This window comes from Photobacterium sp. BZF1, from assembly GCF_014349205.1.
Lineage (GTDB): Bacteria > Pseudomonadota > Gammaproteobacteria > Enterobacterales > Vibrionaceae > Photobacterium.
The window spans coordinates 38,055-63,084 of sequence record NZ_JACSOF010000014.1; the positions used below are offsets into that span (position 1 = coordinate 38,055).

At 50.3% G+C, this 25,030-nt stretch carries 27 protein-coding genes; 13 read left to right on the plus strand and 14 right to left on the minus strand.

From position 1 onward, the window contains the following. Positions 1 to 48 precede the first annotated feature (48 nt). The gene (gene trmL / locus BIZ37_RS04735; RefSeq protein WP_187460525.1) at positions 49 to 513 is read left to right on the plus strand and encodes a tRNA (uridine(34)/cytosine(34)/5-carboxymethylaminomethyluridine(34)-2'-O)-methyltransferase TrmL; all 465 of its coding nucleotides are present in this window, start codon (positions 49 to 51) and stop codon (positions 511 to 513) included. Between the two features lie 190 nt (positions 514 to 703). On the opposite strand, the gene cysE is transcribed toward trmL, so the two are convergent. The 4 genes from cysE to BIZ37_RS04755 form a co-directional block, all read right to left on the minus strand. Continuing rightward, entirely contained in the window at positions 704 to 1,525 is an 822-nt protein-coding gene (cysE, locus tag BIZ37_RS04740) for a serine O-acetyltransferase (protein ID WP_107299087.1), read from the minus strand. A gap of 135 nt (positions 1,526 to 1,660) precedes the next feature. Next, complete coding sequence (gene gpsA, locus BIZ37_RS04745) at positions 1,661 to 2,677, minus strand: NAD(P)H-dependent glycerol-3-phosphate dehydrogenase (protein WP_187460526.1); 1,017 nt, start codon at positions 2,675 to 2,677, stop codon at positions 1,661 to 1,663. A gap of 17 nt (positions 2,678 to 2,694) precedes the next feature. Beyond that, the gene (gene secB, locus BIZ37_RS04750; RefSeq protein WP_107298984.1) at positions 2,695 to 3,165 is read right to left on the minus strand and encodes a protein-export chaperone SecB; all 471 of its coding nucleotides are present in this window, start codon (positions 3,163 to 3,165) and stop codon (positions 2,695 to 2,697) included. Between the two features lie 127 nt (positions 3,166 to 3,292). After that, complete coding sequence (locus BIZ37_RS04755) at positions 3,293 to 3,742, minus strand: rhodanese-like domain-containing protein (protein ID WP_107298983.1); 450 nt, start codon at positions 3,740 to 3,742, stop codon at positions 3,293 to 3,295. A gap of 424 nt (positions 3,743 to 4,166) precedes the next feature. Here BIZ37_RS04755 and gpmM point away from each other — a divergent pair, with 424 nt between their 5' ends. The 3 genes from gpmM to BIZ37_RS04770 all read left to right on the plus strand — a co-directional run bounded on the left by gpmM (position 4,167) and on the right by BIZ37_RS04770 (position 7,685). Then, complete coding sequence (gpmM, locus tag BIZ37_RS04760; protein ID WP_107298982.1) at positions 4,167 to 5,708, plus strand: 2,3-bisphosphoglycerate-independent phosphoglycerate mutase; 1,542 nt, start codon at positions 4,167 to 4,169, stop codon at positions 5,706 to 5,708. Between the two features lie 8 nt (positions 5,709 to 5,716). Beyond that, entirely contained in the window at positions 5,717 to 6,874 is a 1,158-nt protein-coding gene (locus BIZ37_RS04765; protein WP_187460527.1) for a peptidoglycan DD-metalloendopeptidase family protein, read from the plus strand. 70 nt (positions 6,875 to 6,944) lie between these two features. Continuing rightward, the gene (locus BIZ37_RS04770) at positions 6,945 to 7,685 is read left to right on the plus strand and encodes a divergent polysaccharide deacetylase family protein (RefSeq protein WP_187460528.1); all 741 of its coding nucleotides are present in this window, start codon (positions 6,945 to 6,947) and stop codon (positions 7,683 to 7,685) included. A gap of 18 nt (positions 7,686 to 7,703) precedes the next feature. Here BIZ37_RS04770 and BIZ37_RS04775 read toward each other — a convergent pair whose 3' ends face one another. Then, positions 7,704 to 8,348 carry a TetR/AcrR family transcriptional regulator gene (locus BIZ37_RS04775; protein ID WP_187460529.1) on the minus strand — a complete coding sequence of 215 codons (645 nt, stop codon included), beginning with the start codon at positions 8,346 to 8,348 and terminating at the stop codon, positions 7,704 to 7,706. Between the two features lie 112 nt (positions 8,349 to 8,460). Here BIZ37_RS04775 and rfaD point away from each other — a divergent pair, with 112 nt between their 5' ends. The 5 genes from rfaD to BIZ37_RS04800 are packed head-to-tail and all read left to right on the plus strand — an operon-like array spanning position 8,461 to position 13,284. Further along, positions 8,461 to 9,411 carry an ADP-glyceromanno-heptose 6-epimerase gene (gene rfaD / locus BIZ37_RS04780; protein ID WP_187460530.1) on the plus strand — a complete coding sequence of 317 codons (951 nt, stop codon included), beginning with the start codon at positions 8,461 to 8,463 and terminating at the stop codon, positions 9,409 to 9,411. A gap of 3 nt (positions 9,412 to 9,414) precedes the next feature. After that, the gene (gene lpxM, locus BIZ37_RS04785; protein ID WP_187460531.1) at positions 9,415 to 10,365 is read left to right on the plus strand and encodes a lauroyl-Kdo(2)-lipid IV(A) myristoyltransferase; all 951 of its coding nucleotides are present in this window, start codon (positions 9,415 to 9,417) and stop codon (positions 10,363 to 10,365) included. A 22-nt stretch (positions 10,366 to 10,387) separates the two neighbouring features. Beyond that, positions 10,388 to 11,584 carry an O-antigen ligase gene (locus BIZ37_RS04790; RefSeq protein WP_187460532.1) on the plus strand — a complete coding sequence of 399 codons (1,197 nt, stop codon included), beginning with the start codon at positions 10,388 to 10,390 and terminating at the stop codon, positions 11,582 to 11,584. A 2-nt stretch (positions 11,585 to 11,586) separates the two neighbouring features. Next, positions 11,587 to 12,426, plus strand: coding sequence for a glycosyltransferase (locus tag BIZ37_RS04795; RefSeq protein WP_187460533.1), 840 nt, complete (start codon positions 11,587 to 11,589; stop codon positions 12,424 to 12,426). Positions 12,427 to 12,441: 15 nt separating this feature from the next. Continuing rightward, positions 12,442 to 13,284, plus strand: coding sequence for a hypothetical protein (locus BIZ37_RS04800; RefSeq protein ID WP_187460534.1), 843 nt, complete (start codon positions 12,442 to 12,444; stop codon positions 13,282 to 13,284). A 37-nt stretch (positions 13,285 to 13,321) separates the two neighbouring features. On the opposite strand, the gene BIZ37_RS04805 is transcribed toward BIZ37_RS04800, so the two are convergent. Together BIZ37_RS04805 and BIZ37_RS04810 are read right to left on the minus strand one after the other, a co-directional pair. After that, the gene (locus BIZ37_RS04805; RefSeq protein ID WP_187460535.1) at positions 13,322 to 14,425 is read right to left on the minus strand and encodes a glycosyltransferase; all 1,104 of its coding nucleotides are present in this window, start codon (positions 14,423 to 14,425) and stop codon (positions 13,322 to 13,324) included. Between the two features lie 76 nt (positions 14,426 to 14,501). Continuing rightward, on the minus strand, positions 14,502 to 15,557 hold the full coding sequence (locus BIZ37_RS04810; RefSeq protein ID WP_370577307.1) for a CDP-glycerol--glycerophosphate glycerophosphotransferase: 1,056 nt from the start codon (positions 15,555 to 15,557) through the stop codon (positions 14,502 to 14,504). 138 nt (positions 15,558 to 15,695) lie between these two features. Here BIZ37_RS04810 and waaA point away from each other — a divergent pair, with 138 nt between their 5' ends. Next, positions 15,696 to 16,988, plus strand: a complete 1,293-nt coding sequence (gene waaA, locus BIZ37_RS04815; RefSeq protein ID WP_187460536.1) for a lipid IV(A) 3-deoxy-D-manno-octulosonic acid transferase — start codon at positions 15,696 to 15,698, stop codon at positions 16,986 to 16,988. A gap of 25 nt (positions 16,989 to 17,013) precedes the next feature. Here waaA and BIZ37_RS04820 read toward each other — a convergent pair whose 3' ends face one another. Continuing rightward, entirely contained in the window at positions 17,014 to 17,718 is a 705-nt protein-coding gene (locus tag BIZ37_RS04820) for a 3-deoxy-D-manno-octulosonic acid kinase (protein WP_187460537.1), read from the minus strand. A 91-nt stretch (positions 17,719 to 17,809) separates the two neighbouring features. Here BIZ37_RS04820 and BIZ37_RS04825 point away from each other — a divergent pair, with 91 nt between their 5' ends. After that, positions 17,810 to 18,847, plus strand: a complete 1,038-nt coding sequence (locus BIZ37_RS04825; RefSeq protein ID WP_187460538.1) for a glycosyltransferase family 9 protein — start codon at positions 17,810 to 17,812, stop codon at positions 18,845 to 18,847. A gap of 27 nt (positions 18,848 to 18,874) precedes the next feature. Beyond that, complete coding sequence (coaD, locus tag BIZ37_RS04830; protein WP_187460539.1) at positions 18,875 to 19,360, plus strand: pantetheine-phosphate adenylyltransferase; 486 nt, start codon at positions 18,875 to 18,877, stop codon at positions 19,358 to 19,360. 75 nt (positions 19,361 to 19,435) lie between these two features. Here coaD and BIZ37_RS04835 read toward each other — a convergent pair whose 3' ends face one another. The 6 genes from BIZ37_RS04835 to radC form a co-directional block, all read right to left on the minus strand. Then, positions 19,436 to 20,443, minus strand: a complete 1,008-nt coding sequence (locus BIZ37_RS04835; protein WP_187460540.1) for an NAD-dependent epimerase — start codon at positions 20,441 to 20,443, stop codon at positions 19,436 to 19,438. Positions 20,444 to 20,609: 166 nt separating this feature from the next. Further along, positions 20,610 to 21,419, minus strand: coding sequence for a bifunctional DNA-formamidopyrimidine glycosylase/DNA-(apurinic or apyrimidinic site) lyase (gene mutM / locus BIZ37_RS04840; RefSeq protein ID WP_187460541.1), 810 nt, complete (start codon positions 21,417 to 21,419; stop codon positions 20,610 to 20,612). A 34-nt stretch (positions 21,420 to 21,453) separates the two neighbouring features. Next, positions 21,454 to 21,939: a hypothetical protein gene (locus tag BIZ37_RS04845; RefSeq protein ID WP_187460542.1), complete on the minus strand. Its 486-nt coding sequence runs from the start codon at positions 21,937 to 21,939 to the stop codon at positions 21,454 to 21,456. 190 nt (positions 21,940 to 22,129) lie between these two features. After that, the gene (gene rpmG / locus BIZ37_RS04850) at positions 22,130 to 22,297 is read right to left on the minus strand and encodes a 50S ribosomal protein L33 (RefSeq protein WP_004405486.1); all 168 of its coding nucleotides are present in this window, start codon (positions 22,295 to 22,297) and stop codon (positions 22,130 to 22,132) included. Between the two features lie 13 nt (positions 22,298 to 22,310). Then, a complete protein-coding gene (gene rpmB / locus BIZ37_RS04855; protein WP_036818767.1) occupies positions 22,311 to 22,547 on the minus strand; it encodes a 50S ribosomal protein L28 in 237 nt (78 codons plus the stop codon). Positions 22,548 to 22,721: 174 nt separating this feature from the next. After that, the gene (gene radC / locus BIZ37_RS04860) at positions 22,722 to 23,396 is read right to left on the minus strand and encodes a DNA repair protein RadC (protein ID WP_187460543.1); all 675 of its coding nucleotides are present in this window, start codon (positions 23,394 to 23,396) and stop codon (positions 22,722 to 22,724) included. A 263-nt stretch (positions 23,397 to 23,659) separates the two neighbouring features. Between radC and coaBC the strand changes: the two genes are divergently transcribed. After that, on the plus strand, positions 23,660 to 24,871 hold the full coding sequence (gene coaBC / locus BIZ37_RS04865; protein WP_187460544.1) for a bifunctional phosphopantothenoylcysteine decarboxylase/phosphopantothenate--cysteine ligase CoaBC: 1,212 nt from the start codon (positions 23,660 to 23,662) through the stop codon (positions 24,869 to 24,871). Positions 24,872 to 25,030: the final 159 nt, after the last annotated feature.

Genomic DNA, 25,030 nt, shown 5'->3' on the forward strand with positions numbered 1-25,030 from the left:
GCATCTTTTCCGCTACAATAGCGCGATTGTCACCACGGATTGTCTACTATGTTTGATATCGCCCTTTACGAGCCGGAGATCGCCCCGAACACCGGCAACATCATCCGCCTCTGTGCCAACTGTGGGGCTAACCTCCACTTGATTGAGCCACTCGGCTTTGATTTGGAAGAGAAAAAGCTCCGCCGAGCTGGCCTCGACTACCACGATCTGGCCCACGTCCACCGTCACGCCAACTTCGAGGCATTCCTTGCCCATATTGGGGAACGCCGGATCTTCGCCTGCACCACCAAGACGACCAACTTCCACACCAACGCCAAATTCGAAGAAGGCGATGTGCTGCTGTTCGGCCCGGAGACCCGTGGCCTGCCCAGCGACTTGATTGACAGCCTGCCACTCAAACAGCGCCTGCGCATCCCGATGCACCCGGACAGCCGCAGCCTGAACCTCTCCAACGCCGCTGCAATTATCGGCTACGAGGCCTGGCGCCAGTTTGGCTTCAAAGGGGCGGTGTAGATGAGGCTTGAGGCTTGAGGCTTGAGGCTTGAGGCTTGAGGCTTGAGGCTTGAGGCTTGAGGCTTGAGGCTTGAGGCTTGAGGCTTTTCAATATTATTGCGATAAAAAAGCGAGAGGGTTACCTCTCGCTATTTTAATTTAAACAAAATATTACTTCCTGGCGTCTCTAGCCCATAGCCTCTGGCCTGATTTAAATCCCATCCCCAGCCGTAAACGTCTGACTGGTACCATTGAACTGCTGGTCCATATCCATCGACGGCTTGTCGCTGCTTGGGCGGCCGACGATTTTGGCCGGAACACCAGCCACAGTAGTATGTGGCGGTACGGGGTTGAGCACCACGGAACAAGAGCCAATCTTGGCACCCTGCCCCACTTCGATGTTGCCCAAAATCTTGGCACCGGCACCTATCATCACGCCCTCGCGGATTTTCGGGTGACGATCGCCCCCTTCCTTACCGGTACCACCTAGGGTAACGTCCTGCAGGATAGAGACATCATTATCGATAACCGCCGTTTCACCAATCACTATCCCGGTGGCATGGTCGAACATGATCCCCTGGCCAATACGCGCTGCCGGGTGGACATCTACCTGACAGGCCACCGAAATCTGATTCTGCAAATACACCGCCAGTGCAACGCGGTTCTGCTTCCACAGCCAGTTGGCGACCCGGTAGCCCTGCAGGGCATGGAAGCCTTTGAGGTAGAGCAAAGGGATAGAAAACATCTCTACCGCCGGATCTCGTTCGACAACCGCGCGAATATCGCACGCTGCTGACTCGGTGATCAGGCAATCGGCGGCAAAAGCCTCTTCTATCACTTCACGTACTGCCATTGCCGGCATCGATGGCGTAGCCAGTTTGTTGGCCAGGATATAGCTCAGCGCCGCGGCCAAGTTATCGTGTTTGATAATGGTGGCATGGTAAAAGCTCGCGAGCATTGGCTCCTGTTCCGACTGCTCCCGTGCTTCCTGCTTAATTGCCTGCCAAACGGCATATTGTTGACATTCCCTCACATTACCCTCGGTATTGTTACTGTTAGTATCGGCTTGCTTTAACTTTAACGCGCTCTGAAAAAAAAACAACGCAGGCTGTAGCAGCCCGCGTTGCATGATTAGTTCACAATTTGGATGCCCTTGGCGTCCAAGCTGTTACTCGTCTTTTTTCTCGCGAGCCAACAGATCCTTGGCTGCTTCACGGGCATCTTTGCCCTGATACAGCACCTGATAGATCTGCTCGGTGATCGGCATTTCGACCCCCATCCGCTGAGAAAGAACCCAGACTTCCTTGGTGTTGCGGTATCCCTCGACCACTTGGCCGATTTCTCCCTGGGCTTGGTCAACGTCTTTACCCTGACCTAGCGCCAAGCCAAAACGGCGGTTGCGAGATTGGTTATCGGTACAAGTCAGCACCAGATCACCAAGGCCGGCCATCCCCATAAAGGTTTCCGGCTGCGCACCCAGTGCAGCTCCCAGGCGTGACATTTCAGCCAAGCCACGGGTGATCAATGCGGTACGGGCGTTGGCACCAAAGCCAATGCCATCCGACATCCCTGCACCAATGGCAATCACGTTCTTGACCGCACCACCCAACTGCATTCCGGTAAAGTCACTGTTGCTGTATACTCGGAAGGTTTTGCTACAGTGAATTTTGTCCTGCAGGTCGCGAACAAACTCGTCGTCCGGTGAGGCCACGGAAATGGCTGTCGGCATGCCAGCGGCAAGCTCCTTGGCAAACGTTGGCCCTGACAATACAGCCAGCGGCACCTGTTCGCCCAGCGCTTCAACGGCTACGTCTTTAAGCAGACGGCCGGTTTCCGGTTCTAAGCCTTTGGTTGCCCAGCAAATACGCGAATCATCACGTAAATGGGCTTTGACATTGCCTAATACCTCACCGAACACATGGCTCGGTACAACGACCAACAAGTCACGGCTGGCCTTAACCGCCTGCTCTAAGTCAGTAGTGACAATCAGGGAATCGGGGAAAGCGACCCCCGGCAGGAATGCCTCGTTGGCACGATCCATTTCCAGTTGCGCCATATGCTCCGGCTCGTGGCCCCATAGGATCACATTGGCACCATTACGGGCCAAGGATATAGCCAATGAGGTACCGTATGAGCCGGCACCTAGTACCGCCATGGAAATTGCTTGTTCTGAGCCTGGATTCATTGTGTCCACCCTAAAGCTTAAGCTTCAGTGTTTTCTGGGTTAGCTTGTGATTGGTTCTGAAGGTAGTTCATGAACAATGCATCGAAGTTAACCGGCGCTAGGTTCAGTTGAGGGAAGGTACCCTTAACTACTAGGCTTGAAATCGTTTCACGAGCGTATGGGAACAGGATGTTCGGGCAGAATGCGCCTAGGCAATGTGCAAGCTGTGGTGCTTCCATACCAGCAACAGAGAAGATACCGCCCTGCTGAACTTCACATAGGAATGCAGTTTCTTCTTCATTCTTCACAGTCACAGTCAGACGAAGAACAACTTCGAAAACACCTTCACCCAACTCACGGCTCTGCGTGTCCAGGTCAAGTTTCACATCAGGGTTCCACTCTTTCTGGAACATCTGTGGTGAGTTAGGCGCTTCGAAAGACACATCTTTCAGGAAGATACGCTGGATTTGGAAGTTCTGCTGTGCTTCGTTGTTTGCTGCTTCAGCCATGTTAGAGTCCTTTTTCTCTCGTGCCCACGGGTGGGCCAATCAATATCGCAACCATGATAACTATCACAACTGCACAAAATTCAATGGTCTCCCGCTGCAGGGCAAAGCACACAGCGGGATGGCGGTATTACTTTCTCGCCTTGCCTGATTTGCTGCGGATCAGCGGCAGATTTGCCTCGTTCCATGAAATCAAGCCATCTTTAAGCAGGTTTACGTTTTCGAAACCGGCCTTGCTCAGCAGGTTGGCACTCTCTTGCGCCGTTTGACCTGTCTTGCATACTACGATGATTGGGGCTTGCTTGTATTTTTCAAGATCTGCCAGGTTCTGTTCTTTGATTTGGCTTGGCAAAATGTGAAGTGCGCCTGCAATATGGCCGCCACGGTACTCATCACGGCTACGGATATCGACAAACACACCTTCTTCACGGTTGACCATCACGGTCGCTTCATTCGGGGTGACAATCTTGTAGCCTGCCGTCTTTTGCTTGACGTAAGACGAAATGATAGCCACCACCAAGCCGACCCATACCAATGACAAAATAGGGTTACTTGTTACAAAATCAATGTATTGCTGCATGACCTTCGCTCTATATTCCTAATATCAGCCTGCTATAACCCAGGCTCAAGTCGACAAAATTCAAAGACCCCGAGTATACCCGCGACAGTTTAGTTGTACAGCAAGATACAAGAATTACCCGCTGTGGCTCACTGCATTTGGCCTTAACAGTATAAACAAGGTGTCATCACCGTTACCGGTTTTCCCTATTACAATAAGTGGGAAAAACTATCCTGGTGCTCTTACACTTAGACGGAGAAAACATTATATTGCTGTAGGAAGATAACAATCTATTTACAGCTTTGTTTGATCTTGGCCTACAGTTTTCGGCTTAAACTGTAGTAAAATTACGGCCGCTGCGATCAATTACCTTAACCTTTGCCCATGATGGTTAAGGTAATTGTTCGAAATTTCATTTCAGGTATTAACACACGAGGGACAGCATATGTCTGCTAAGAAGCCACTGGCTTTGGTTATCCTAGATGGCTGGGGTTACCGTCAAGACAACGCCAACAACGCTATTGCTAACGCCAACACGCCGGTACTTGACGGCCTGATGGCAAACGAAGCAAACACCCTGATCTCAGCATCAGGTATGGACGTTGGTCTGCCTGATGGCCAGATGGGTAACTCTGAAGTAGGTCACACCAACATTGGTGCCGGCCGCATCGTTTACCAAGATCTAACCCGTATCACCAAGTCAATTGCTGACGGCGACTTCTTCGAAAACCCAGCGATGACAGGCGCTATCGATAAAGCTGTTAACGCAGGCAAAGCTGTACACATCATGGGCCTTATGTCTCCAGGCGGTGTTCACAGCCACGAAGACCACATTGCAGCTGCTGTAGAAATGGCAGCCAAGCGTGGTGCTGAGAAGATCTACCTACACTGCTTCCTAGACGGCCGTGACACACCACCTCGTAGTGCACAGGCATCTCTTGAGCGTTTTGATGCCCTGTTTGCTGAGCTGGGTAAAGGCCGCGTTGCCTCTCTGGTTGGTCGTTACTACGCCATGGACCGTGACAACAACTGGGATCGCGTTGAAGTAGCCTACAACCTACTGACAGCAGCTAAAGCAGAGTTCAGTGCAGCTTCGGCTGTAGAAGGTCTTGAAGCCGCTTACGCCCGTGATGAGAACGATGAGTTCGTAAAAGCCACTGAAATCCGTGCTGAAGGCCAGGACGTTGCGGCAATGGAAGATGGCGATGCGGTTATCTTCATGAACTACCGTGCAGACCGTGCGCGCCAGATCACCCGTGCTTTCGAAGTTGACTTCGCAGGCTTCGAGCGTGCTCAGTTCCCTGCTCTTGCTGATGTTGTAATGCTGACCCAGTACGCAGCAGACATTAACCTGCCAATCGCTTTCCCACCGGCAGACCTAGTCAACACCCTGGGTGAGTGGCTATCGAAGAAAGGCAAGAAACAGCTACGTATCTCTGAAACAGAAAAATACGCGCACGTGACCTTCTTCTTCAACGGCGGTGTTGAGAACGAGTTCGATGGTGAAGAGCGTCAGCTAGTGGCTTCGCCAAAAGTAGCGACCTACGACCTTCAGCCTGAGATGAGTGCGCCTGAACTGACTGACAAGCTGGTTGCTGCAATCAAGAGCGGTGAGTTCGACACCATCATCTGTAACTACCCTAACCTTGATATGGTTGGCCACACTGGCGTTTACGACGCTGCAGTACAAGCAACCGAAGCGGTTGACGGCTGCATCGGCCGTGTAGTGGAAGCTATCCGTGAAATGGACGGTCAGCTACTTATCACTGCCGACCACGGTAACGCAGAAATGATGGTTAACCCTGAAACAGGTGGTATCCACACTGCACACACCAGCCTGCCTGTACCGCTTGTGTACGTGGGTAACAAAGCAGTCACCTTGAAAGACAACGGTAAACTGTCTGATCTAGCGCCAACTATGCTGGCCCTAACAGATATGGAAATCCCTGCAGAGATGACTGGTCAGGTGCTGTTTGATCTGAAATAATCTCCCCTATGCGGGAAGTTATCAAACACCTACACCATAGTCTTCGCGCCAGTGCATTTTGCACTGGCGCTTTTCTATGCCTGTTATTTAGCGCCGGTACCCAAGCCGATGAAGGTCAGCTGAAAGGAGTGAAACAGGAGATCTCACGCCAGCAAGACCAAGTCGCCACTAACCGCAAGAAAGTCGACCAACTGCAGAAAAGCTTACGCCAACAAGAAGTCGGTATTGCCGATACCGCCAAGGCTATTCACCAAGCAGAGCAACGCTCCAGCGAATTAGAAACCTCTATCCGCTCGCTGAGGCAGCAGCTTGAACAACTGCGCCAGCAACAACTCGGCCAACAAGAGTTGCTCAAAGAGCTGCTCAATGCCCACTACAAGCAAGGCAAGCAGAGCCAGCTGGCCCTGATGCTCAGCGGCGAAGACAGCAGCCAACTTGACCGTTTTACCGTCTATGCCGAGCGCCTCAGCCAGGCCCGTAGCCATGCGCTTGACGAACTCGCGGCCACCACCACTGAATTACAGCTCAAGCAACACCAGTTGGGTGAGCAGCAGAAAGAGCAGCAGGCATTGCTGGCAAAGCTTATTGAGCAAAAGCAAAAGCTGGAGTCAGAGCGTAGCCAACGGCAAAAAACCGTTAAAAACCTACGTAGCCAGCTGACAACAGATAACCAATACCTCGCTGAACTCAAAGAAAACGAACAACGGCTAGTCAAAGAAATCGAAAAAGCCCGGGCAGCAGCCGAAGCCGCACGCCGAGCAGCTCCGATGGATGGTTTAGCCAAGCAAAAAGGCAAACTACCATGGCCGGTCAAAGGCAGGATCCTGCATAACTATGGCACCAGCCAGCAAGGTGAGCTGCACTGGAAAGGCATGGTCATTGCTCAGTCGGCGGGTAGCCCAGTTAAAGCCATTTATCCCGGCAAAGTAGTGTTTGCAGACTGGCTTCGAGGTTACGGGTTAGTGCTTGCCGTCGATCACGGCAAGGGCGATATGAGCTTCTACGGCTACAACCAGACCTTGCTCAAGAAGGTTGGCGACACGGTACAAGCGAATGAAAACATCGCCCTGATTGGTGATAGTGGCGGGCAGGAACAGTCCTCACTCTATTTTGAGATCCGCCGCAAAGGTTCGCCGACCAACCCGCGTGCTTGGCTCGCAAGATAACCAATAAACATATTTTTACCATACACTTATACAGCACGCTTTCATTGCAACGGATTAGCAAGGGATCGCTTTGGCAAAAAGTCGTAGATTAAAGGAATGGGCTTACGGGCTAGCCCTCATTATCAGCCTTGGAGCACCAAGTTTAGCCCAAGCAGCCAAATTGGCGATTGTCATCGACGATCTGGGCTACCAGCGTATGCCTGCAGCCCTTTCGGCCCTCCCGCCACAGGTCAGCATCTCCATCCTGCCTGACACCCCCTATGACAGAGCCACCAGCAAACTGGCCCATAAGCAGCAACGAGATGTGCTACTCCATATGCCAATGGAGCCCCTTCACCGCGCCCCACTGGAGATGGCTACCCTGACCAGGGAAATGGACCAGCAGACGCTACAGCATGTTTTGCGCTGGGGGCTGGAGCGGGTACCTGACGCCATTGCCGTCAACAACCACATGGGCAGTGCCCTGACCCAGAGCCCACAGGCCATGGACTGGGTGATGGAAGTCCTTTCCGAACAAGGGTTATTTTTCCTCGATAGCCGCACTAGCGCCAAATCTGTTGCCCTTGAACGAGCCCAACAACAAAACGTCCCAGCCCTTCGCCGCCATATTTTCCTCGACCACCTTAGCACCGAGAAATTCGTCAACCAGCAACTTTCAAGGGCAATCCAACAGGCCAAGAAACGGGGATATGCCATAGCCATCGGCCACCCCTACCCGGTCACCCTGGAGATGCTCAGCCAAGTCATCCCGACCCTAGAGCAACAAGGCGTTCAATTAGTCAGGATCTCCGAGCTTACTCCCCCCTCTTAAGCTAAGGCTTTTGAGTGGTTAGATATCTTTTTCAATCTGCTCACGGTAGTGGGCTTTGAGCTGCAGCACTTGTGCTTTGCCTTCCGCCGTTGTCAACGGCCTCACAATCCCCAGAATGTGCAATACCCCCTGGTAGAGAACAGCTTTGGTGATCTTGGCTCCCGGAGCCTGGGTGGTCTGATAGAAGATCCAGCTCGACGCCACCAGCTTGAGGGTCGTGGCCAGGTTCTCCAGTTCGTCATCTTCGATATCTAATAGGCCGCCGCTTTGGAAGCTAGCCATCATCGCCATGATGTCCTTGTGTAGCCCTTCCTGAGCAGCAAGGTATTTCTGCTGCAATTCCGGGTCGCGCTGGAGGATATCTGGCAAATTGGCGTAGAAGAAACGGTAACGCCACATCAGCATAAAGACCGAATCGAGATAAACTAGTAAGTTGTCAGCAGTTATTTGAACATGTTCAAGGGGTTGGAAGTGAATACTGAGATCATGCGCGTATTGATCGAAAATACTGTGTATAATCTCTTCCTTATTGCGGAAATGGTAATACAGGTTACCAGGGCTAATCCCTAGATGGGCAGCAATATGGTTAGTGGTTATATTCGGCTCACCGCTTTCATTGAAAAGCTCCAGTGCAGCCAGGATAATTTTGTCACGGGTTTTCATTTGCTTCTCACTTCTCTGCCCAGATAATTTGGCAATCTGCTAATACTATCATAAACCTATTCTATAACAGCGGGTCTAACCCTTGTTATCCACCTAACAGACTGGAAGAGCCATGATTATAGTAACTGGTGGTGCCGGTATGATCGGCAGCAACCTCGTAAAAGCACTCAACGAGCAGGGCCGCAACGATATTCTCGTGGTCGACAACCTCAAAGACGGCACCAAGTTCACCAACTTGGTCGATTTGGATATTGCCGACTACATGGACAAGGAAGATTTCATCACCCAGATCATGGCTGGAGATGACTTCGGCCCGATTGACGCCGTTTTCCACCAAGGTGCCTGCTCATCCACTACCGAGTGGGACGGCAAGTACATGATGCTCAACAACTATGAGTATTCCAAGGAATTGCTTCACTACTGCCTAGAGCGCGAGATTCCTTTCCTGTACGCATCCTCGGCGGCAACCTATGGTGGTCGTGACCACGATTTCATCGAAGCCCGTGAGTACGAAGGCGCACTCAACGTCTATGGCTACTCCAAACAGTTGTTCGATAACTATGTCCGCCGCCTATGGCAAGATGCCGGAGAGCACGGCGAAACCCTGTCGCAGATCACCGGTTTCCGTTATTTCAATGTCTACGGCCCACGTGAGCAGCATAAAGGCAGCATGGCCTCGGTCGCCTTCCACCTCAACAACCAAATCACCCAGGGCGATAACCCAAAACTGTTCGAAGGATCGGATAACCTCAAGCGCGACTTTGTGTTTGTCGGGGATGTTTGCAAGGTCAATCTGTGGTTCTGGCAAAACGGCGTCTCGGGGATCTACAACTGTGGTACAGGCAAAGCCGAGCCATTCAGCGAAGTCGCCAAGGCGGTGATCAAGCACCATGGCAAAGGTACGGTTGAAGAAATTCCCTTCCCTGAGCATCTCAAAGGCCGCTATCAGGCGTTTACTGAAGCCGACCTTACCCAATTGCGTGCCGCAGGTTACACAGACTCATTCAAGTCTGTCGCTGAAGGCGTGGCCGAGTACATGGCAAGTATCAACCAGACAAAATAATAGATGAAAGACCATTACGATAAACAAGCTTATAACCCGGAATTCACCAAAGCCTTCCTGCACCCTAAATACTGGGGAACATGGCTGGCTGTCGCTTTTTCAGCCCTACTTTGCTTGCTACCGCACCGTACCCGCCGCACTCTGGCAAGCCTGTTTGCTAAACGGGCGGTAAAGTTCAACAGCAAGGCCAACCGCCGTGCGAGGGTTAACCTCCTGATGTGCTTCCCAGACAAAACAGAGGAAGAGCGTGAGGCCATGTTGCTTGAGAGCTACATAACAGCAGGCAGTTTCCTGATGGGGTTTGCCGCCCTTAGTGTGCGCAACCGCCAATGGTTGGAAGACAACACCATTGTCCGGGGTGAAGAAAACCTGACAGCACTGAAAGAAAATGGCGACAGTGCCATTTTGCTGGTCCCCCACACCTGGGCCATTGATATCCCAGCAGTTTTGCTCGCATCCCGCGGATTGCCCGTTTCCGCGATGGCGAAAAAACAGAAAAACATCGTGTCAGACTGGTTAATGCATAAACAGCGTGTACAATACGGCGGCCGCGTTTATGAGCGCAGTGGCGGGATCAAACCCTTTATCAAGTCTATTCGCGAAGGCTATTTAGGCTACTACTTACCGGATGAAGACCTGGGGGCAGAGCACAGTGTGTTCGTTGATTTCTTCGCCACCACCAAGGCCACCATCGCTGGGCTGGGTCGCCTGGCAAAACTGAGCCGTGCCAAAATTGTCCCGCTGTACTCCATTTACAACAGCGAGACCGGCAAATACGAGATAGATATCTATCCACCGCTCTCCCCGTTTCCGCTAGAGACCGAGGAGCAAGATGCCCGTTTGATGAACCAGTGTATCGAGCAGTACGTCACCGAACGCCCTGAACAATACATGTGGATTTTACGTTTGTTGAAAACCCGGCCGGAGGGCGGGGCTAATCCATACCGTAGTTAGTGTTGGAACAATGAAAGAAAGTATGAAATTTGATAAAGGCTTGATTATACATTCAATTGTACTGTTGCCGTTGATTTGGGTTTTTAGTGGCGTTTTTGCTTTTGCAAATGGCGACAAAATATTAAATGTTCTCGTGCCGTTAGTTGTCATTGCCCGTGTTTACTTTCTTGGGTACAGAGACATCATAGCCAACTTCAAGCAAAACAAGTTTCTGTGGCTGCTGCTGCTGAACTTACTCTTTGCGATTATCGCCTTTTTTACCTATGGCGTATCTTCCAGTCGCTTTCGGATTCTCGGCTTAAGTTTTCTCTACCTCTCTATTCTTCCCCCAAGTTACCTGAAACATATTAGCTTCAGAAACTTAGTCTGGCTCTTATCAGGCAGCCTGGTAGGCTTCCTGTTACTCCAGCACCTTGACGGCAATATGTTTAACCGGTTCTGGTCGATTAACCCGATCCGTATTGGTATCGTTAGTGCCTTCCTGGCCAATGCAAACTTATACTATGCGATGACTGAGCAAGATAAGAAACTGAAGTATATTTCCCTACTTTTTGCAACTATTGCACTCTTCCCATTGATCCTATCGGTGTCTAGGGGCCCATGGTTAGCATTTGCTGCAGGCATGCTTGTACTCCTTGCCCGTACTGTCAATTTAAAAGCACTGAATTATAAAGTCGTCTTGGGCTCCATCCTTGTCCTACTATCGGTTACCTTGATGCTAAAGCAACCAATTGCAAAAAGGATTGATACGACTATCGAAGAAGTGCAACAAATTCAGTCTGACAACATGGAAACCTCTATTGGTTTAAGGCTGCAAATGTGGAAAGCCGGTGTCGAGATCATCAAATCTCACTGGTTACTTGGGGTTGGCGATACCGGTCAGCAAGAAGTAAAAGAACAAATGGCTAATGAAAACTTCATTTCACATGAAGCGGCTAGATATGCGCATTTGCACAACCAATGGGTGGATGACTTGGCCAGTTATGGTGTCTTCGGCCTTTTTGCTATATTACTTTTTGTCATATACCCTCTTTGTTCATCGAAAGGTGTAGACAACAAAACATTGATCTGGCTATTGATCAGTGTTTATTTAACGGTCAGCTTAACAGATGTGCCGCTTGAAAGATCTCATCCTTTCCTTTTTTATATATTCTGCATGTACATGCTACTTAGCAAACATGACGTCATGGACGCAACAAACAGAAAAGAGTGTAAGTAACAATGAAGTTTATAGTAATTAGTGCTGTCTACAATATGTCAGAGCACCTTAAAGAGAATATTGACGTATTGAAAGCGCAAACTTACGCAAACTTCGAGGTGTATTTTGGTGATGATCTGTCTACCGACAACAGTTGTGATGTCATAGAACAGAACATTCAGGGTGATGACCGCTTTCGCTTAGTACGCCATCAACAAAAACTGTACTCAATGGGCAATATTGCTGAAACAATCAAACTCGCCCAACCTGCCGACGACGATGTGATTGTGCTAATTGATGGCGATGATAAGCTTGCTGATGCGACGGCGCTGGAGTACCTAAAAAACACCTACTCGAATGAACAATGTTTGATGACGTTTGGTTCGTATACTGTTAATGGTAAGACAGGGTCGAAATGCTCAGCATATCCAAGTATTGTGCAAAAATTAAACCTTTTCCGATACGCAAAGTGGCGAGCAAATCATCTGAAAACCTTCAAGTATTCGTTGTGGAAACAGGTAAACCCTGCCTCCCTAACCCTAACAAGGGAAGAAGTAGAAAAAACGCTTAACTTCTATTTGTATACCGGAAGGATCAGAGCGTGGCTTGAATGCAGAAAAATCAAATATGAAGATTTAGTCACGGAAGATAACAAATACGTTAGGCGGTGCAGCGATAAATATATTACCTCGCCACTGTTAGAGATGGCTGGTGAGAGAGCACACTATATCGATAAAGTCCTCTACCATTATTTGGGCCCCCAAGGGCCGCATAATTTCGGGAATAGCAGCAAAAAGTGGTCTCAACGCCTTCTGCGCCAGGCTATAAGCCTAAAACCTAGATACAAAAATATTGCCAAATAAAAAAGTGGTGTCTGAGTGACAGGGACAAAAAAAACACTAGATTCAGGAAGAGTAATTCTTAGCCAATCATTGGTAGAGTACGCTTTCTTTGACTATAGCAAACCTGTAGTGGTGTGCTTCAACCCTGCAGGCATGTTGCTCACCAAAGAGCAGGTTAATACTAACAAGCATGCCTGGTGTTATAACTTTTTGGTCAAACAGGGCATTAATGTCCTAGCCATCAACACGATCGATGACAACCACTGGTTTTTATGCTCGGAGTTAGAGGAATACCTTAAGGGTATTGCCCCACAGCTACAAAAATTTCCAGAGAGATTAGGATACGGTGCAAGCATGGGCGCTTATGGCATCTCTTGCTTCTCATCTACCCTTAACCTAGACAGGGCTTTAATATTTTCACCATTACTCCCACCAGATTCTGATTTTACGCAGGATTTCCGTGATATTGTCGGTAGCCAGTTCACCATTGTCTATGATTCTTTTGATGCCCAAGATAAAGAGATTGCTTCACGGTACCCCTTAGGCACTCAGTATCTTAACTTTCATGGCGTAGGCCACCAGGTCATTGAATCAATGGCAAAAATAGGTTATTTAAAAACTTTTTTCCTTGCTTTTTACGACAATAAATTAAACCGGAAAGAGTTTTATCAACAACAAAAAAACAAACGGAATCTTGTCCGCTACTATAGCTACCTGGATAGAAATCCAACAAGAAAAAATACCAAGAAACGCCAATTGATCATCAAAAAGCATAAGCTTTTATATATGATGAAAAATACAGATCAGGTATTAAATAAAGTGACCAATAAGCTTTCTAAAAGCCTCAAAAAACGCATTAGATTGCTCAAAAGGTCATAGAAAGAAGGGAGCGACTGCTCCCTTCTACTTATCAACTCTAGCTAAGTAACTCTCTATAGCACTCCAGCGTTGCCTCAACACCCTGCTCGACATTAAATTTGTCAATAACACGCTGTTTGGCAGCCTCGCCATATTGTTTGCACAACTGACGGTCGTTATAGAGCTTAAGTATCGCATCAGCCAAGGCTTTTTCATCACTTGGTGGTACCACAATTCCGGTTTCACCATCAGCCACCAACTCAGCATTGCCACCGGTATCAGACACGATAGAAGGCACGCCGTAAGAGTTTGCTTCCAGCACAGCGCGGCAAAGCCCTTCTCGTTTGGTGGTTGGAAGAATCGTTAAGTCGGAGGCGGCTGCAACTTCCGGCGCATCTTCACGATAACCCAAGGCATGAACCCTTGCCGGCTTCCCACTGCGGGCGATCATCTGCTGAATTTTCTCAGACTGAGGATCTGCCCCAACAAGCAATACGTCAATATTGATGTCATCTGGCAATAGTTTCATGGCATCCATCAATACATGGAGGCCTTTTCTCGGTCTTAAATTCGCGACTAAAGATAACTTGAAACTGTCTTCTGGCAGGTTGAGCGATCCCAAATTAGCAGGCGGATTTTGGTACCAAGATTGATCATGGCCTTTATAAACAGTGACAGCCTTGGTCTTATCTCCCCAAATATAGTTTTGCAGATCAACCTCGATCGCTTTGGCAACACAAATGATTTTATCCAGGCGAGGGTTTAGCATGGTTAGATAACTCGTCGGATCAATTCGGCTGATATTACCGGTCTGCCCACGGTAGGCAATGACCTTTGCTTTTGTACCAACCGCAGCAAAGCATCCATTCGAGCAAGCGATATTATTGTAAAGGTGCAAAATTTGAATATCGTTTTCAGTGATAAACTTGCGAATCGCCTTAATGGTATCAATGCTTACTTTTTTGTCTAAAGGATCTGTCACCACCTTGATCCCTTCTGCTTCAAGAAACGGAATCAAGGTCGACCCAGGGTTACACATCACTGTGACATCAACCTGTCCTGACTTATGCATGCCTATTATCTGAGACGCTTCTGGGCGAATAGGGTTGATGTTTTTTCTTCCATGGTGTGTCACCGCAAGAACTTTAATTTTCTGACTCATCTCAAATTACCATATCTATACAATACTGAATGCACTCACACAAAAACATGATCAAACGATTAATCAACTACGAGCCCTATAATTTCCAGTAGCCCAGTTTCTTGCGCATCTTGAATTGGCGCAAAAAGTTAAGCGGCTTGGGTTTAAGCCCCGACCGACCATCAGCCAGCATCTGATTTGCCGCTTCTAATACACGTAAGCTTGATTGGCCATCCTGATAAGGGTGTAACTCCTGGCAGTATTGTTCAATTTCTGCCATCAGCGCACTTGGTCGTTGCAACGCCTGTTCCAAAGCAGGTTCAACCTGCTCAACTTCCGTCACATTCAATAAATGACCGCTCGGGATCTGATTGCGAAACGTTACCACCGGTTTGCGCTGCAATAAGAACATCAACAATATCGAAGAGGTGTCACATAGCATGACATCAGCCGCTTGCAGCAAAGGCAGCACATTATCAGTCTCGACAAACTGCAAGTGCTCACCCTGCAGTTGCTTGTATTGCTCAACGACAGCGGGATCCATTTTCGGGTGGAATTGGATCAACCAACGCCATTTTCCCGTTGCCGCCAACGCCTTTATCTTATCGTAAAGGATAGGCGCACAAGTCAAATTACGGGAAAACGTCGAGCACATGAGTACTGTCGGCCTGTTATCTTGGGGGGCTAGGTAAGGGTTATCCCCAGCGGTAGAAAATAACGGGTCCAGAGCAGGCCACCCCGTTTGGGCTATACGGAAGTAACCATGTTCGGCAGCCAACTGCTCGAACCGCTCAGTGGTGTTAGGTCCTTGTGTACAGTAGAGGTCAAAGCAGCCACGGATCTGGAAATGGCCATTACGGGCCCTTTTTCCGGAATTGAAACCATGGAAAACACCAACTTTGATCCCGGGAATGAAACTTGGCACCACATTGCCTGGCACAAAAACGATATCTGGACGCCAGGCTTTTACCTCATCGATTGATGTCAGTAGTGTTTCGTCACCTTTAATATAGCTAGGGTCGGCCTCATGCCCTTCGATGAACCAGCATACTTCGTCCCCCTGCTTTAAAATGGCTTCTTGCAGCGGGCGCAACATTGCATAGGCATAGTTTTGGGCAATATACATCAAATAGCGTTTGCTCTGTTGGCTCACGACTTCACCCTCGGCATCAAATTACAAAATAACGTGTATTCTATCGCAATCATGCCCAAGATTGGGAAATATCCCAACCTGTAATCAAGCATATATGCCGTTATAATAGGCTGATAACCCAAGACCCTAATCTATCGTATGTTTATCCGAGCACTCTACACCTTGCTGCTGGCGACCGCTTCTCCTTTGCTATTGTTTGGCCTCTACCGCCGCCGGCCCAACAAGCCCGAGTTCGGCCCGCGCTGGAAAGAACATTTTGGTTTAACGCCTCCACTGGCAGAGACAGGCAAACAGCAGCCTATTTGGATCCATGCCGTTTCTGTTGGAGAATCAATTGCCGCCATTCCGGTGATCAAAGCGATTAAGAAAAACCATCCCGAGCAGGCAATTGTTGTCACTACCACTACCAGCACCGGGGCGGAGCAAATCAGCAAGTTGGGTGATTTGGTCGAACACCGCTACATGCCGATAGACTTTGCTTGGTGCGTTCGCGGTTTCCTCAAAACCATCAAGCCTTCAGCCATGCTGATCATGGAAACCGAGCTCTGGCCAAACACGCTGGCTACCGTTCACCAAGCAAATATACCTGTCGTGGTGATGAATGCCCGCTTGTCGGAACGTTCGGCTAGGCGTTATGCCAAGTTCCAGCCCGTTTTCGATATGATAGCAGTCAACCTTGATCACCTGCTGTGCCTCCACCGTGACGATGCCGACCGTTTTGCGCAATTGGGTATACCGCCTGAGCGCCTCAGCGTTACCGGCTCGGTCAAATTCGATATCCAGATAGAGCCAGCTCTGATAGAGCAGTCCCAACGACTGCGCCAGCAACTGGGAGAATCGCGCCCGGTATGGATTGCAGCCAGCACCCACAACGGCGAGGACGAGCAAATTCTCGAGGCTTTCAATACGGTCAAACAGCAGCACCCCGAGAGCCTGTTGATTTTGGTACCTCGCCATCCTGAACGCTTCGACAGTGTTGCCGAGCTGTGCCAATCACAGGGATTGAGCTGCGTTCGCCGCACCCTAGCACAAGACGTTGAAGAAGCAACGAATGTGTATCTGGCCGATACCATGGGAGAGATGTTGCTATTGATGGGAGCGGCAGATGTCACCGTGATGTGCGGTAGCTTTATTGGCGACAAGGTCGGTGGCCACAACATGCTTGAGCCAGCCGCCCTAGCCAAACCCATTTTGACCGGACCAAGCTACTACAATTTTGCCGACATTACCCAGCAACTAGAAGCTGCCGGGGCTCTGGAAGTCTGTCACAATGCAGGCGAGATAGGCGAGCGACTCAGTGCCCTGCTGTCCGACCCGGCAGAATGCAAGCGCATGGGTGAAGCCGGCTGCGAGGTAGTGAAGAATAACCAGGGGGCGGTTGCCAAAACGCTGGCTGTTCTAGACCAACAACTGGCAGGGCCTAACCGGTAAGGGACAAAAACTGGGAACCCCTAGATTAGCCAGCCTGATAGCCGCTCAGTAACCAGTCCCAACATTGCGGTTCAAACTGTATTCCCCGCTTGCCCTGCTCTTTGACAAAAGAGCGGTGCAGGCGGGACAGGTTATCTTCCTTCCAGTCCTCACCTTCTTGTTCATAGCACTTATCAAAGTCGATCAGCCAGACCTGATGTTGGTTATCCAACAGGATATTGTGGCTATTGAGGTCGGTATGGCAGACTTGGAGATCATGCATCTTTCTGATCATCACCCCGATTGAGCGCCAGTTTTGCTCCGGCAAAGCGTTATGCTCGAGCAGGGCGACTAGATCTTTCGCCTCGGAGATTTTTTCCACAAGGATATCAGCCTGGTAGGTCAAACCCTGTTTAACTGCGCGTGCGGCAACCGGGCGCGGCACCCTCACCCCACCACGGGCCAATTTATCCAGCAGCATAAATTCCTCGGCCGAGCGGGTCTTTCCCCACCCGTTGAACCAATAAGCGTCCTCAACCAACTTGCCGAACAATCCACCCCGGCGGTAGTGGCGCAGTGCCATCTCTAGGTGGGCCCCTTTGACAAACCAAGTCGTACCGCGGCCTTGGGCCGAGCCAATCACCAAATTTTGCTGCTGCCAGAAGGTAGGATCGAAGCACTGTTGCGGGTCTTCCGCCAATAATTCCGGGGTAAACCAAATCCGCTGGTTGCGGCTTGCTAATTCTTGCACGCTTTATCTCCAAACTTGAGGGACAGAGTATTTTACAATCACTTACCTGAACTGCATAATTTCATCTCTGATTGATTAACAGGACTTTGTCATGGCGTTATTTACCGCCCCGCCACGCTCAATTTGTATTCTCAGGCTATCTGCTATCGGCGATGTCTGCCATGCCATTTCTGTGGTGCAGGCGATCCAGGCCCATTGGCCGTCTACCGAGATCACTTGGGTAAGCGGGAAAATCGAAGCCCAGCTGATCGGCGATCTGCCCGGTATAAAAGTGGTGGTATTTGACAAAAAAGCCGGATGGGCCGGGATGAAGGTGGTATGGCAAGCATTGAAAGGACAAAAGTTCGATGCCCTGCTCCATATGCAAGCCGCCCTGCGGGCCAGTGCCCTATCCCTTGGGATAAAGGCGAGATACCGCATCGGATTTAGCAAGAACCGGACTAAAGAAGGCCAGTGGCTATTCACCAACCGCCACCTCCCTAGCACTGAAAGTTTCCACGTACTGGATAACTTTGCCGACTTCGCCCGCTACCTTGGTGTCCCATTTGATGCCCCGCACTGGAATATTCCGCTAAGCGACGATGACAGAGCCTTTGCCCAGCAGCAGGTCAATGGCAAACCAACTCTTATTATCTCGCCAGCCGCGAGCAAGGACGAGCGGAACTGGCTAACCGAGCGATACAGCCAACTTGCTGACTATGCCGTGGAAAAAGGGCTGCAGGTGATCCTGTGCGGCTCACCGGCACCGCGCGAAATCGCTTTAGGTGAAGCTATCAGCCAGCATTGCCAGCACGCCCCAGTGAACCTGATCGGTAAAACCAGCCTCAAGCAGCTGACTGCCCTACTTGGTGCAGCCGACGTCGTTGTGGCTCCCGACACTGGCCCAGCCCACCTGGCAACGACCCAAGGTACACCTGTGATCGGCCTGTATGCCCACAGCAACCCGAAACGTACTGGGCCATACAACAGCCTAGCCTATGTCGCGAGCGTCTACGAGCAGCATGCAAAGCAACAACACGGCAAACCGGTAGCCGAACTGCCATGGGGGACCCGAGTCAAAGGCGACACCCTGATGCAAGACATCCAGCTAGATGATGTCACGGCCATTTTGGACCAACTGATTTCCTAATTTGATATTTACTGACTGGTATTCAATATGACAACCCGCGTTATTTACCCTGGCACGTTTGATCCCATTACCAATGGTCACCTCGACTTGATCGAGCGCGCGGCGGCCATGTTTGACCATGTAGTGGTTGGCATTGCCTATAGCCCAAGCAAGAAACCCCTTTTCGACCTCAAGGAGCGTGTTGATTTGGCGCAGCAGATCACCCAGCATCTACCTAACGTCGATATCGTTGGCTTCTCCGGGCTACTAGTCGACTTTGCCAAAGAGTACCAAGCCAATGTATTGGTACGCGGCCTGCGTGCGGTATCGGATTTCGAATACGAATTCCAATTGGCCAACATGAACCGCCGCCTGATGCCAGAGCTGGAAACGGTATTCCTAACCCCAGCCGAGGAGAACTCCTTTATCTCCTCGACCATCGTCAAGGAAGTCGCCCTGCACAAAGGCGATGTTAGCCAGTTCGTTGATCCGGTGATCTGCGATGCGCTGCTTGAAAAGCTCAGCAAAAAATAACATCGGCTAACTAATAAAAAAGGAGGCTACCGCCTCCTTTTTAGTGATTCGCGCTGCTCCGGACAGCATTTAGCCTTAGCGTTGGTAGTACTCACGGTACCAGTCAACAAAGGCTTTCACGCCTTCCTTAACCTTCACTTCCGGCTTATAGCCTGTTGCTTCAAAGAGATCTTTGGTATCGGCGTAAGTGGCATAGACATCGCCGGGTTGCATCGGCATAAAGTTTTTCTTCGCCTCGATACCTAGCGCTTCTTCCAGTGCCTCGATGTAATCCATCAGTTTGACCGGGCTGCCGTGACCAATGTTGTAAACATTGTAAGGCGCCGAGCTCGTTGCTGGAGTGCCGGCTTCCACTGTCCAGTCCGGCGTCTTGGTAGGAATAACATCCTGAATACGGATAATCCCCTCTACGATATCATCGATATACGTAAAGTCGCGGCGCATGTCGCCATTGTTGTAGACATCAATTTCACGCCCCTCGATAATCGCATTGGTGAACTTGAACAGCGCCATATCCGGACGTCCCCAAGGGCCGTACACGGTAAAGAAACGCAGGCCGGTTGTCGGTACGCCGTACAGGTGCGAGTAGGTGTGCGCCATCAGCTCGTTCGACTTCTTGGTCGCGGCATATAAGGAGATGGGATGATCGACGCTGTCTGCAGTATCGAATGGCATCTTCTGGTTTAGACCATAAACCGAACTTGAAGAAGCATACACCAAGTGCTCAATCTTATGATGGCGGCAGCCCTCAAGGATAGTCAGGTGGCCAACCAGGTTACTGTCAGCATAAGCCAGCGGGTTATCGATCGAATAACGAACACCAGCCTGAGCCGCAAGGTGGATCACCCGGTCAAACTTTTGCTCGGCAAACAAAGTAGCAATACCATCACGGTCTGCCAGGTCTAACGCAATGAAAGTGAAGTTTGGGTGAGCAATTCTCGCCAAGCGTGCTTCTTTCAGTGACACCTCGTAATAGTCATTGAGGTTATCAATCCCAACAACTTCATGTCCCATGGCACACAGTCGCTCCACCACGGCACTTCCGATAAAGCCGGCAGCGCCGGTAACCAAATATTTCTTCATCTGTTAGACCTTAAAAAGTGTACTCGTTATCAATACTTAGTATAACGTTTTGTAACGGGATCATAGCACTCGGAAGCTAGCGACGGTAGCACCACAACGCAAAAGCCGAGTCAATATACCTGATCCCAAGGTTCAGTAAGCTTGAAACATTCAATCTTCGACACGTTTATTTCTGGCAATCACTGCAATACACTGTCGCCCGTTGGCCGATTTTCGCCTCGCTCAGTGGCTTGTCACAGCGCGGACAGGGCTCACCGCCTTTGCCGTAAACCTGAAGTTCCTGGGCGAAATAGCCCGGCTTACCATCAGCATTCTTGAAGTCCTTGAGCGTCGTCCCTCCCTGCTCAATGGCAAAAGCCAATACCGATTTGATTTCGTCGACCAACAACGCCAAACGCTGGGCTGAGATCTTACCCGCTTCACGCTTGGGGTGGATCCCAGCTGCAAACAGGGACTCATTGGCATAGATATTCCCCACCCCGACCACCACATGGTTATCCATAATAAACTGCTTCACGGCAGTGCGTTTACCCTTGGCTTTCTGCTGTAGGTAAGCGGCTGTAAACGCTTCACTAAGTGGCTCTGGGCCGAGTTTTGAGAGAACCGGGTGTTCCCCTTGATCAGCCTGCCACAGCCAAGCGCCGAAGCGGCGGGGGTCGTTGTAACGCAATACTTCGCCACTCGACAGGCACAGGTCGACATGATCATGTTTTTCCGGCGGGATGTCCGACGGCAGTACCCTCAGGCTCCCGGACATACCAAGGTGGACAATGGCATAACCTGCATCAGTTTCGAGCATCAGGTATTTCGCCCGACGGGTTACCCGGCGGATCACCTGACCTTCAATCTGGCTGATTTCTTCCGGTACCGGCCAACGTAGCTTGGGGTTGCGGACAATAATCTTGGTCACGGTCTGGTTGGTCACATGGGGGGCAATCCCCATCCGGCTGACTTCAACTTCAGGTAATTCAGGCATGGCTTTCTCAATAATTGTTCGAGTTATTGACCCACTATAACACCGGTGGGAACAGATAGGCTTCTTCTACCGATATCGCCAGCCACTCACCTTGCCAATTTTTCAGCAACCAAAACTGGGGCTGCTGGTATACCGTAACCCGCACAGGCTCTTCCCTACCAGCTAGCCAGATCTCGACACTGCTCGGCGGCGGCAATGTCGGTTTGAGTTTACCGACCATTTCATCACTAACAGCGGTACCCGCCAGGGATTGCCAGTGGCTGATCAGCTGTTCAGCTGGCAGGGCTACCCGTGGGTGAGCCAGCCAACTGCCATCCTCACGATTGACGCTAGTGAGGGGCAAATGCAGCTGATCGATTTCAGCTTGGGTCGGCAATAACGCCGTCATATCTGATTGGGCTTGCGTCTCCCCTTCATGGCCAAACCGTTGCTTGACCAGTTCCGGCAACTGGACCACAGCGATAAAACAGATCACAGCGATGATAATGACATTGTTCCAGCCGCGGCGAGATAGCCTCATAACGGTACTCCTTGAAAGCCCTGAAAACGGATAATAGTCAAACTATACCGCTAAGGTTCTCATAATGCAGGTCGTTCATGTCACAAGGTAAAGAGGGATATTGAGATAATTTGAGGGCGGGAGGGTGGATTCCAAGTATAAAAAAACCCAGTTAGAAAACTGGGTTTTTATCAAAAAAGCGGAAAACCAATTACTTGATTTTAGCTTCTTTGTACATAACGTGCTTGCGAACTACAGGATCAAATTTTTTGATCTCGAATTTGCCTGGCATGTTACGCTTGTTTTTGTCGGTAGTGTAGAAGTGGCCTGTACCAGCAGATGATACTAGACGGATCTTCTCACGAATGCCTTTAGCCATTGTTCAAATCCTCTTAAACGTTCTCGCCGCGAGCACGCATATCAGTAAGAACGGCGTCGATACCTTTCTTATCAATGATACGCATACCTTTCGCAGAAAGGCGTAGTTTAACGAAGCGTTTTTCGCTTTCTACCCAGAAACGATGAGTTTGCAGGTTCGGCAGAAAACGACGCTTGGTGGCATTACGTGCGTGTGAACGGTTGTTACCCGTTACAGGACGCTTACCAGTTACTTGGCATACTCGGGACATTACTGTCTTCTCCAAATCGTTTCAGCTCGATATCTACCGTGGCTATTTCAATGCGAAAAATTCATTCTCACATACAACCACAGCTATCAAAGGTCGCGCATTATACTAAGTCAAAACCAGTTGCTCAAGTCCCGAGCAGTCCTTTCTCAACTTTTTAAGCAAAAAATGGTTATTTTATAGCCATCCTCGCTCTGCAAAAGAAGTGATGTCTCCGTCACCGACAACAAAGTGATCCAGAACCCGAATTTCCACCAGCGCCAGTGCATCACTGATCCGGCGGGTAATTCGGCGATCTGCTTGACTCGGCTCTGCCACGCCTGACGGGTGATTATGCGCTAAAATGAGCGCGGCTGCATTAAGTTCTAGCGATCTTTTTACAACTTCCCGTGGATAAACGCTTGCAGCATCGATTGTTCCCTCGAAAAGTACCTCGCCGCTAAGCACCCTATGCTGGTTGTCGAGAAATAGAATATAAAAGGCTTCCCGGTGGCGGTCACGCAGTACATGGCTGAGATAACGTCTTGTATGGGCGGGGCTTGTCAGCGCACCTTCCTTCTTTAACTTTTCCTCCAAATAACGCTGGTTCATTTCCAGCACAGCCTGCAACTGGGCATATTTGGCTGGCCCCAACCCCTTATACTGACAGAAAGTTGCCCTGTCTGCCGCCAGCAAAGCACGCAATGATCCAAATTGATCCAACAGATCTGTCGCCAGCTCTATCGCATTCATCCCGGCAATCCCGGTCCGCAGAAAAATAGCCAGCAGTTCAGCATCCGACAACGCACCGGGTCCGCGTTCCAACAATTTTTCCCTTGGCCGGGACTGGGCCGGTAATAGCTTTAGCGACATAGCTTTTCCTCCTCCTGCCAAACTAAGAGGCTGCCACCACTATGCCAAGGCCAAATCCTCATTATCCCAACTACGGCACAAAAACCATCGACAAGGCCATTGCAGGCAACATTGAAATGCCAACTCACTCGCAGTGCTGTCCCCGCAATCCCCCATCGCAAATTTGATCACAGGCAAGGAAGCAGGCTTTTTTTGGTGGCTGGCAATTTTTGGTGGTAAGGTGTGGCGCATTGACATTCCGGATATCGAGAGCAGGCAATAAGATGCAAACTTTGGCAGGAAAAAAAATTCTCCTTGGGATCAGCGGCGGCATCGCGGCATACAAATGTGCGGAGTTAACACGCCGACTGATTGAACGCGGCGCGCAAGTCCAAGTCGTTATGACCAAGGCCGCCAAGGAGTTCATTACCCCTTTGACCATGCAGGCGGTATCCGGCAGGCCGGTTTCCGATAGCTTGCTCGACCCGGCAGCAGAAGCCTCTATGGGCCATATCGAGCTTGCCAAATGGGCAGATTTGGTCCTGTTAGCACCCGCCACCGCCGATTTGATTGCACGTATGGCCGCAGGCATGGGTAATGACCTTCTGACTACTCTTTGTCTTGCAACAGACGCACCGGTTGCTGTCGCGCCAGCGATGAACCAGCAGATGTACCGCCATGTTGCCACCCAGGAGAACATTGCCACCCTCGCCCGCCGTGGTTGTCATATCTGGGGCCCGGCCAGCGGTGAGCAAGCATGTGGCGATGTCGGCCCGGGCCGGATGCTAGAGCCAATGCAACTCGTACACATGGCAGAGGACTTCTTCAAACCGAGCGATCTTGATGGCCTCAAGCTGACCATTACTGCAGGACCAACCCGCGAGGCGATCGACCCAGTCCGTTACCTGACCAACCACAGCTCCGGCAAGATGGGTTACGCCATTGCCGAAGCGGCAGCCAAGCGCGGTGCCAACGTCACCTTGATTAGCGGCCCGACCAACCTGGCGACCCCTGCGGGTGTTGAGCGCATTGACATCAGCAGTGCCGAGCAAATGCATCAGGTCGCAATAGAGCATGCAACGAGCAGCGATATCTTCATCGGCTGCGCTGCTGTGGCAGATTTCCGCCCGGCAGATGTCAGCGTTCAGAAAATGAAGAAGAAAGACGGCGAAGATGACATGGTGATCCGTTTGGTGAAAAACCCGGATATTATCGCCAGTGTCGCTGCGCTTGATACACAGCGCCCGTTTACGGTCGGTTTTGCTGCCGAGACCCAGGATGTCGAACAGTACGCCCGTGGCAAACTGGCGCGTAAAAACCTCGACCTGATCTGTGCCAACGACGTTTCAGGCGAAGGGCAAGGCTTCAACAGCGACCAAAATGCCCTGCACCTATACTGGCCAGAAGGCGACAAGGCCTTGCCTTTGACCAGCAAGGCCGAACTGGGTGCCCAATTGGTCAGCGAAATCGTCGCACTGTTCAAAGCCGGGCAATAGCTCTACTCTTCACCGCAGTTGCTGATGAATTAACCGAATAAGATCAAATATAAAGCCCATCACTTCAGGTTGGGCTTTTTTTGTCGATAAAGAGATCAGTATCGGCGGGCAGTGCTTTTCACGGCAGGGTTACGCCGCTAAGATAGGCGGGTTTCATCC

Excerpts from the sequence above, each read along its gene's own strand:
- gpsA (WP_187460526.1), bottom strand. The coding sequence starts at position 2,677 with ATGAATCCAGGCTCAGAACAAGCAATTTCCATGGCGGTACTAGGTGCC.
- BIZ37_RS04755 (WP_107298983.1), bottom strand. The coding sequence starts at position 3,742 with ATGCAGCAATACATTGATTTTGTAACAAGTAACCCTATTTTGTCATTG.
- BIZ37_RS04790 (WP_187460532.1), top strand. The coding sequence starts at position 10,388 with ATGAAATTTGATAAAGGCTTGATTATACATTCAATTGTACTGTTGCCG.
- BIZ37_RS04845 (WP_187460542.1), bottom strand. The coding sequence starts at position 21,939 with ATGAGGCTATCTCGCCGCGGCTGGAACAATGTCATTATCATCGCTGTG.
- gpmM (WP_107298982.1), top strand. The coding sequence starts at position 4,167 with ATGTCTGCTAAGAAGCCACTGGCTTTGGTTATCCTAGATGGCTGGGGT.
- mutM (WP_187460541.1), bottom strand. The coding sequence starts at position 21,419 with ATGCCTGAATTACCTGAAGTTGAAGTCAGCCGGATGGGGATTGCCCCC.
- rfaD (WP_187460530.1), top strand. The coding sequence starts at position 8,461 with ATGATTATAGTAACTGGTGGTGCCGGTATGATCGGCAGCAACCTCGTA.
- rpmG (WP_004405486.1), bottom strand. The coding sequence starts at position 22,297 with ATGGCTAAAGGCATTCGTGAGAAGATCCGTCTAGTATCATCTGCTGGT.
- coaD (WP_187460539.1), top strand. The coding sequence starts at position 18,875 with ATGACAACCCGCGTTATTTACCCTGGCACGTTTGATCCCATTACCAAT.
- BIZ37_RS04825 (WP_187460538.1), top strand. The coding sequence starts at position 17,810 with ATGGCGTTATTTACCGCCCCGCCACGCTCAATTTGTATTCTCAGGCTA.
- BIZ37_RS04835 (WP_187460540.1), bottom strand. The coding sequence starts at position 20,443 with ATGAAGAAATATTTGGTTACCGGCGCTGCCGGCTTTATCGGAAGTGCC.
- coaBC (WP_187460544.1), top strand. The coding sequence starts at position 23,660 with ATGCAAACTTTGGCAGGAAAAAAAATTCTCCTTGGGATCAGCGGCGGC.
- trmL (WP_187460525.1), top strand. The coding sequence starts at position 49 with ATGTTTGATATCGCCCTTTACGAGCCGGAGATCGCCCCGAACACCGGC.
- BIZ37_RS04775 (WP_187460529.1), bottom strand. The coding sequence starts at position 8,348 with ATGAAAACCCGTGACAAAATTATCCTGGCTGCACTGGAGCTTTTCAAT.
- BIZ37_RS04765 (WP_187460527.1), top strand. The coding sequence starts at position 5,717 with ATGCGGGAAGTTATCAAACACCTACACCATAGTCTTCGCGCCAGTGCA.
- secB (WP_107298984.1), bottom strand. The coding sequence starts at position 3,165 with ATGGCTGAAGCAGCAAACAACGAAGCACAGCAGAACTTCCAAATCCAG.
- waaA (WP_187460536.1), top strand. The coding sequence starts at position 15,696 with ATGTTTATCCGAGCACTCTACACCTTGCTGCTGGCGACCGCTTCTCCT.
- BIZ37_RS04805 (WP_187460535.1), bottom strand. The coding sequence starts at position 14,425 with ATGAGTCAGAAAATTAAAGTTCTTGCGGTGACACACCATGGAAGAAAA.
- lpxM (WP_187460531.1), top strand. The coding sequence starts at position 9,415 with ATGAAAGACCATTACGATAAACAAGCTTATAACCCGGAATTCACCAAA.
- radC (WP_187460543.1), bottom strand. The coding sequence starts at position 23,396 with ATGTCGCTAAAGCTATTACCGGCCCAGTCCCGGCCAAGGGAAAAATTG.
- rpmB (WP_036818767.1), bottom strand. The coding sequence starts at position 22,547 with ATGTCCCGAGTATGCCAAGTAACTGGTAAGCGTCCTGTAACGGGTAAC.
- BIZ37_RS04795 (WP_187460533.1), top strand. The coding sequence starts at position 11,587 with ATGAAGTTTATAGTAATTAGTGCTGTCTACAATATGTCAGAGCACCTT.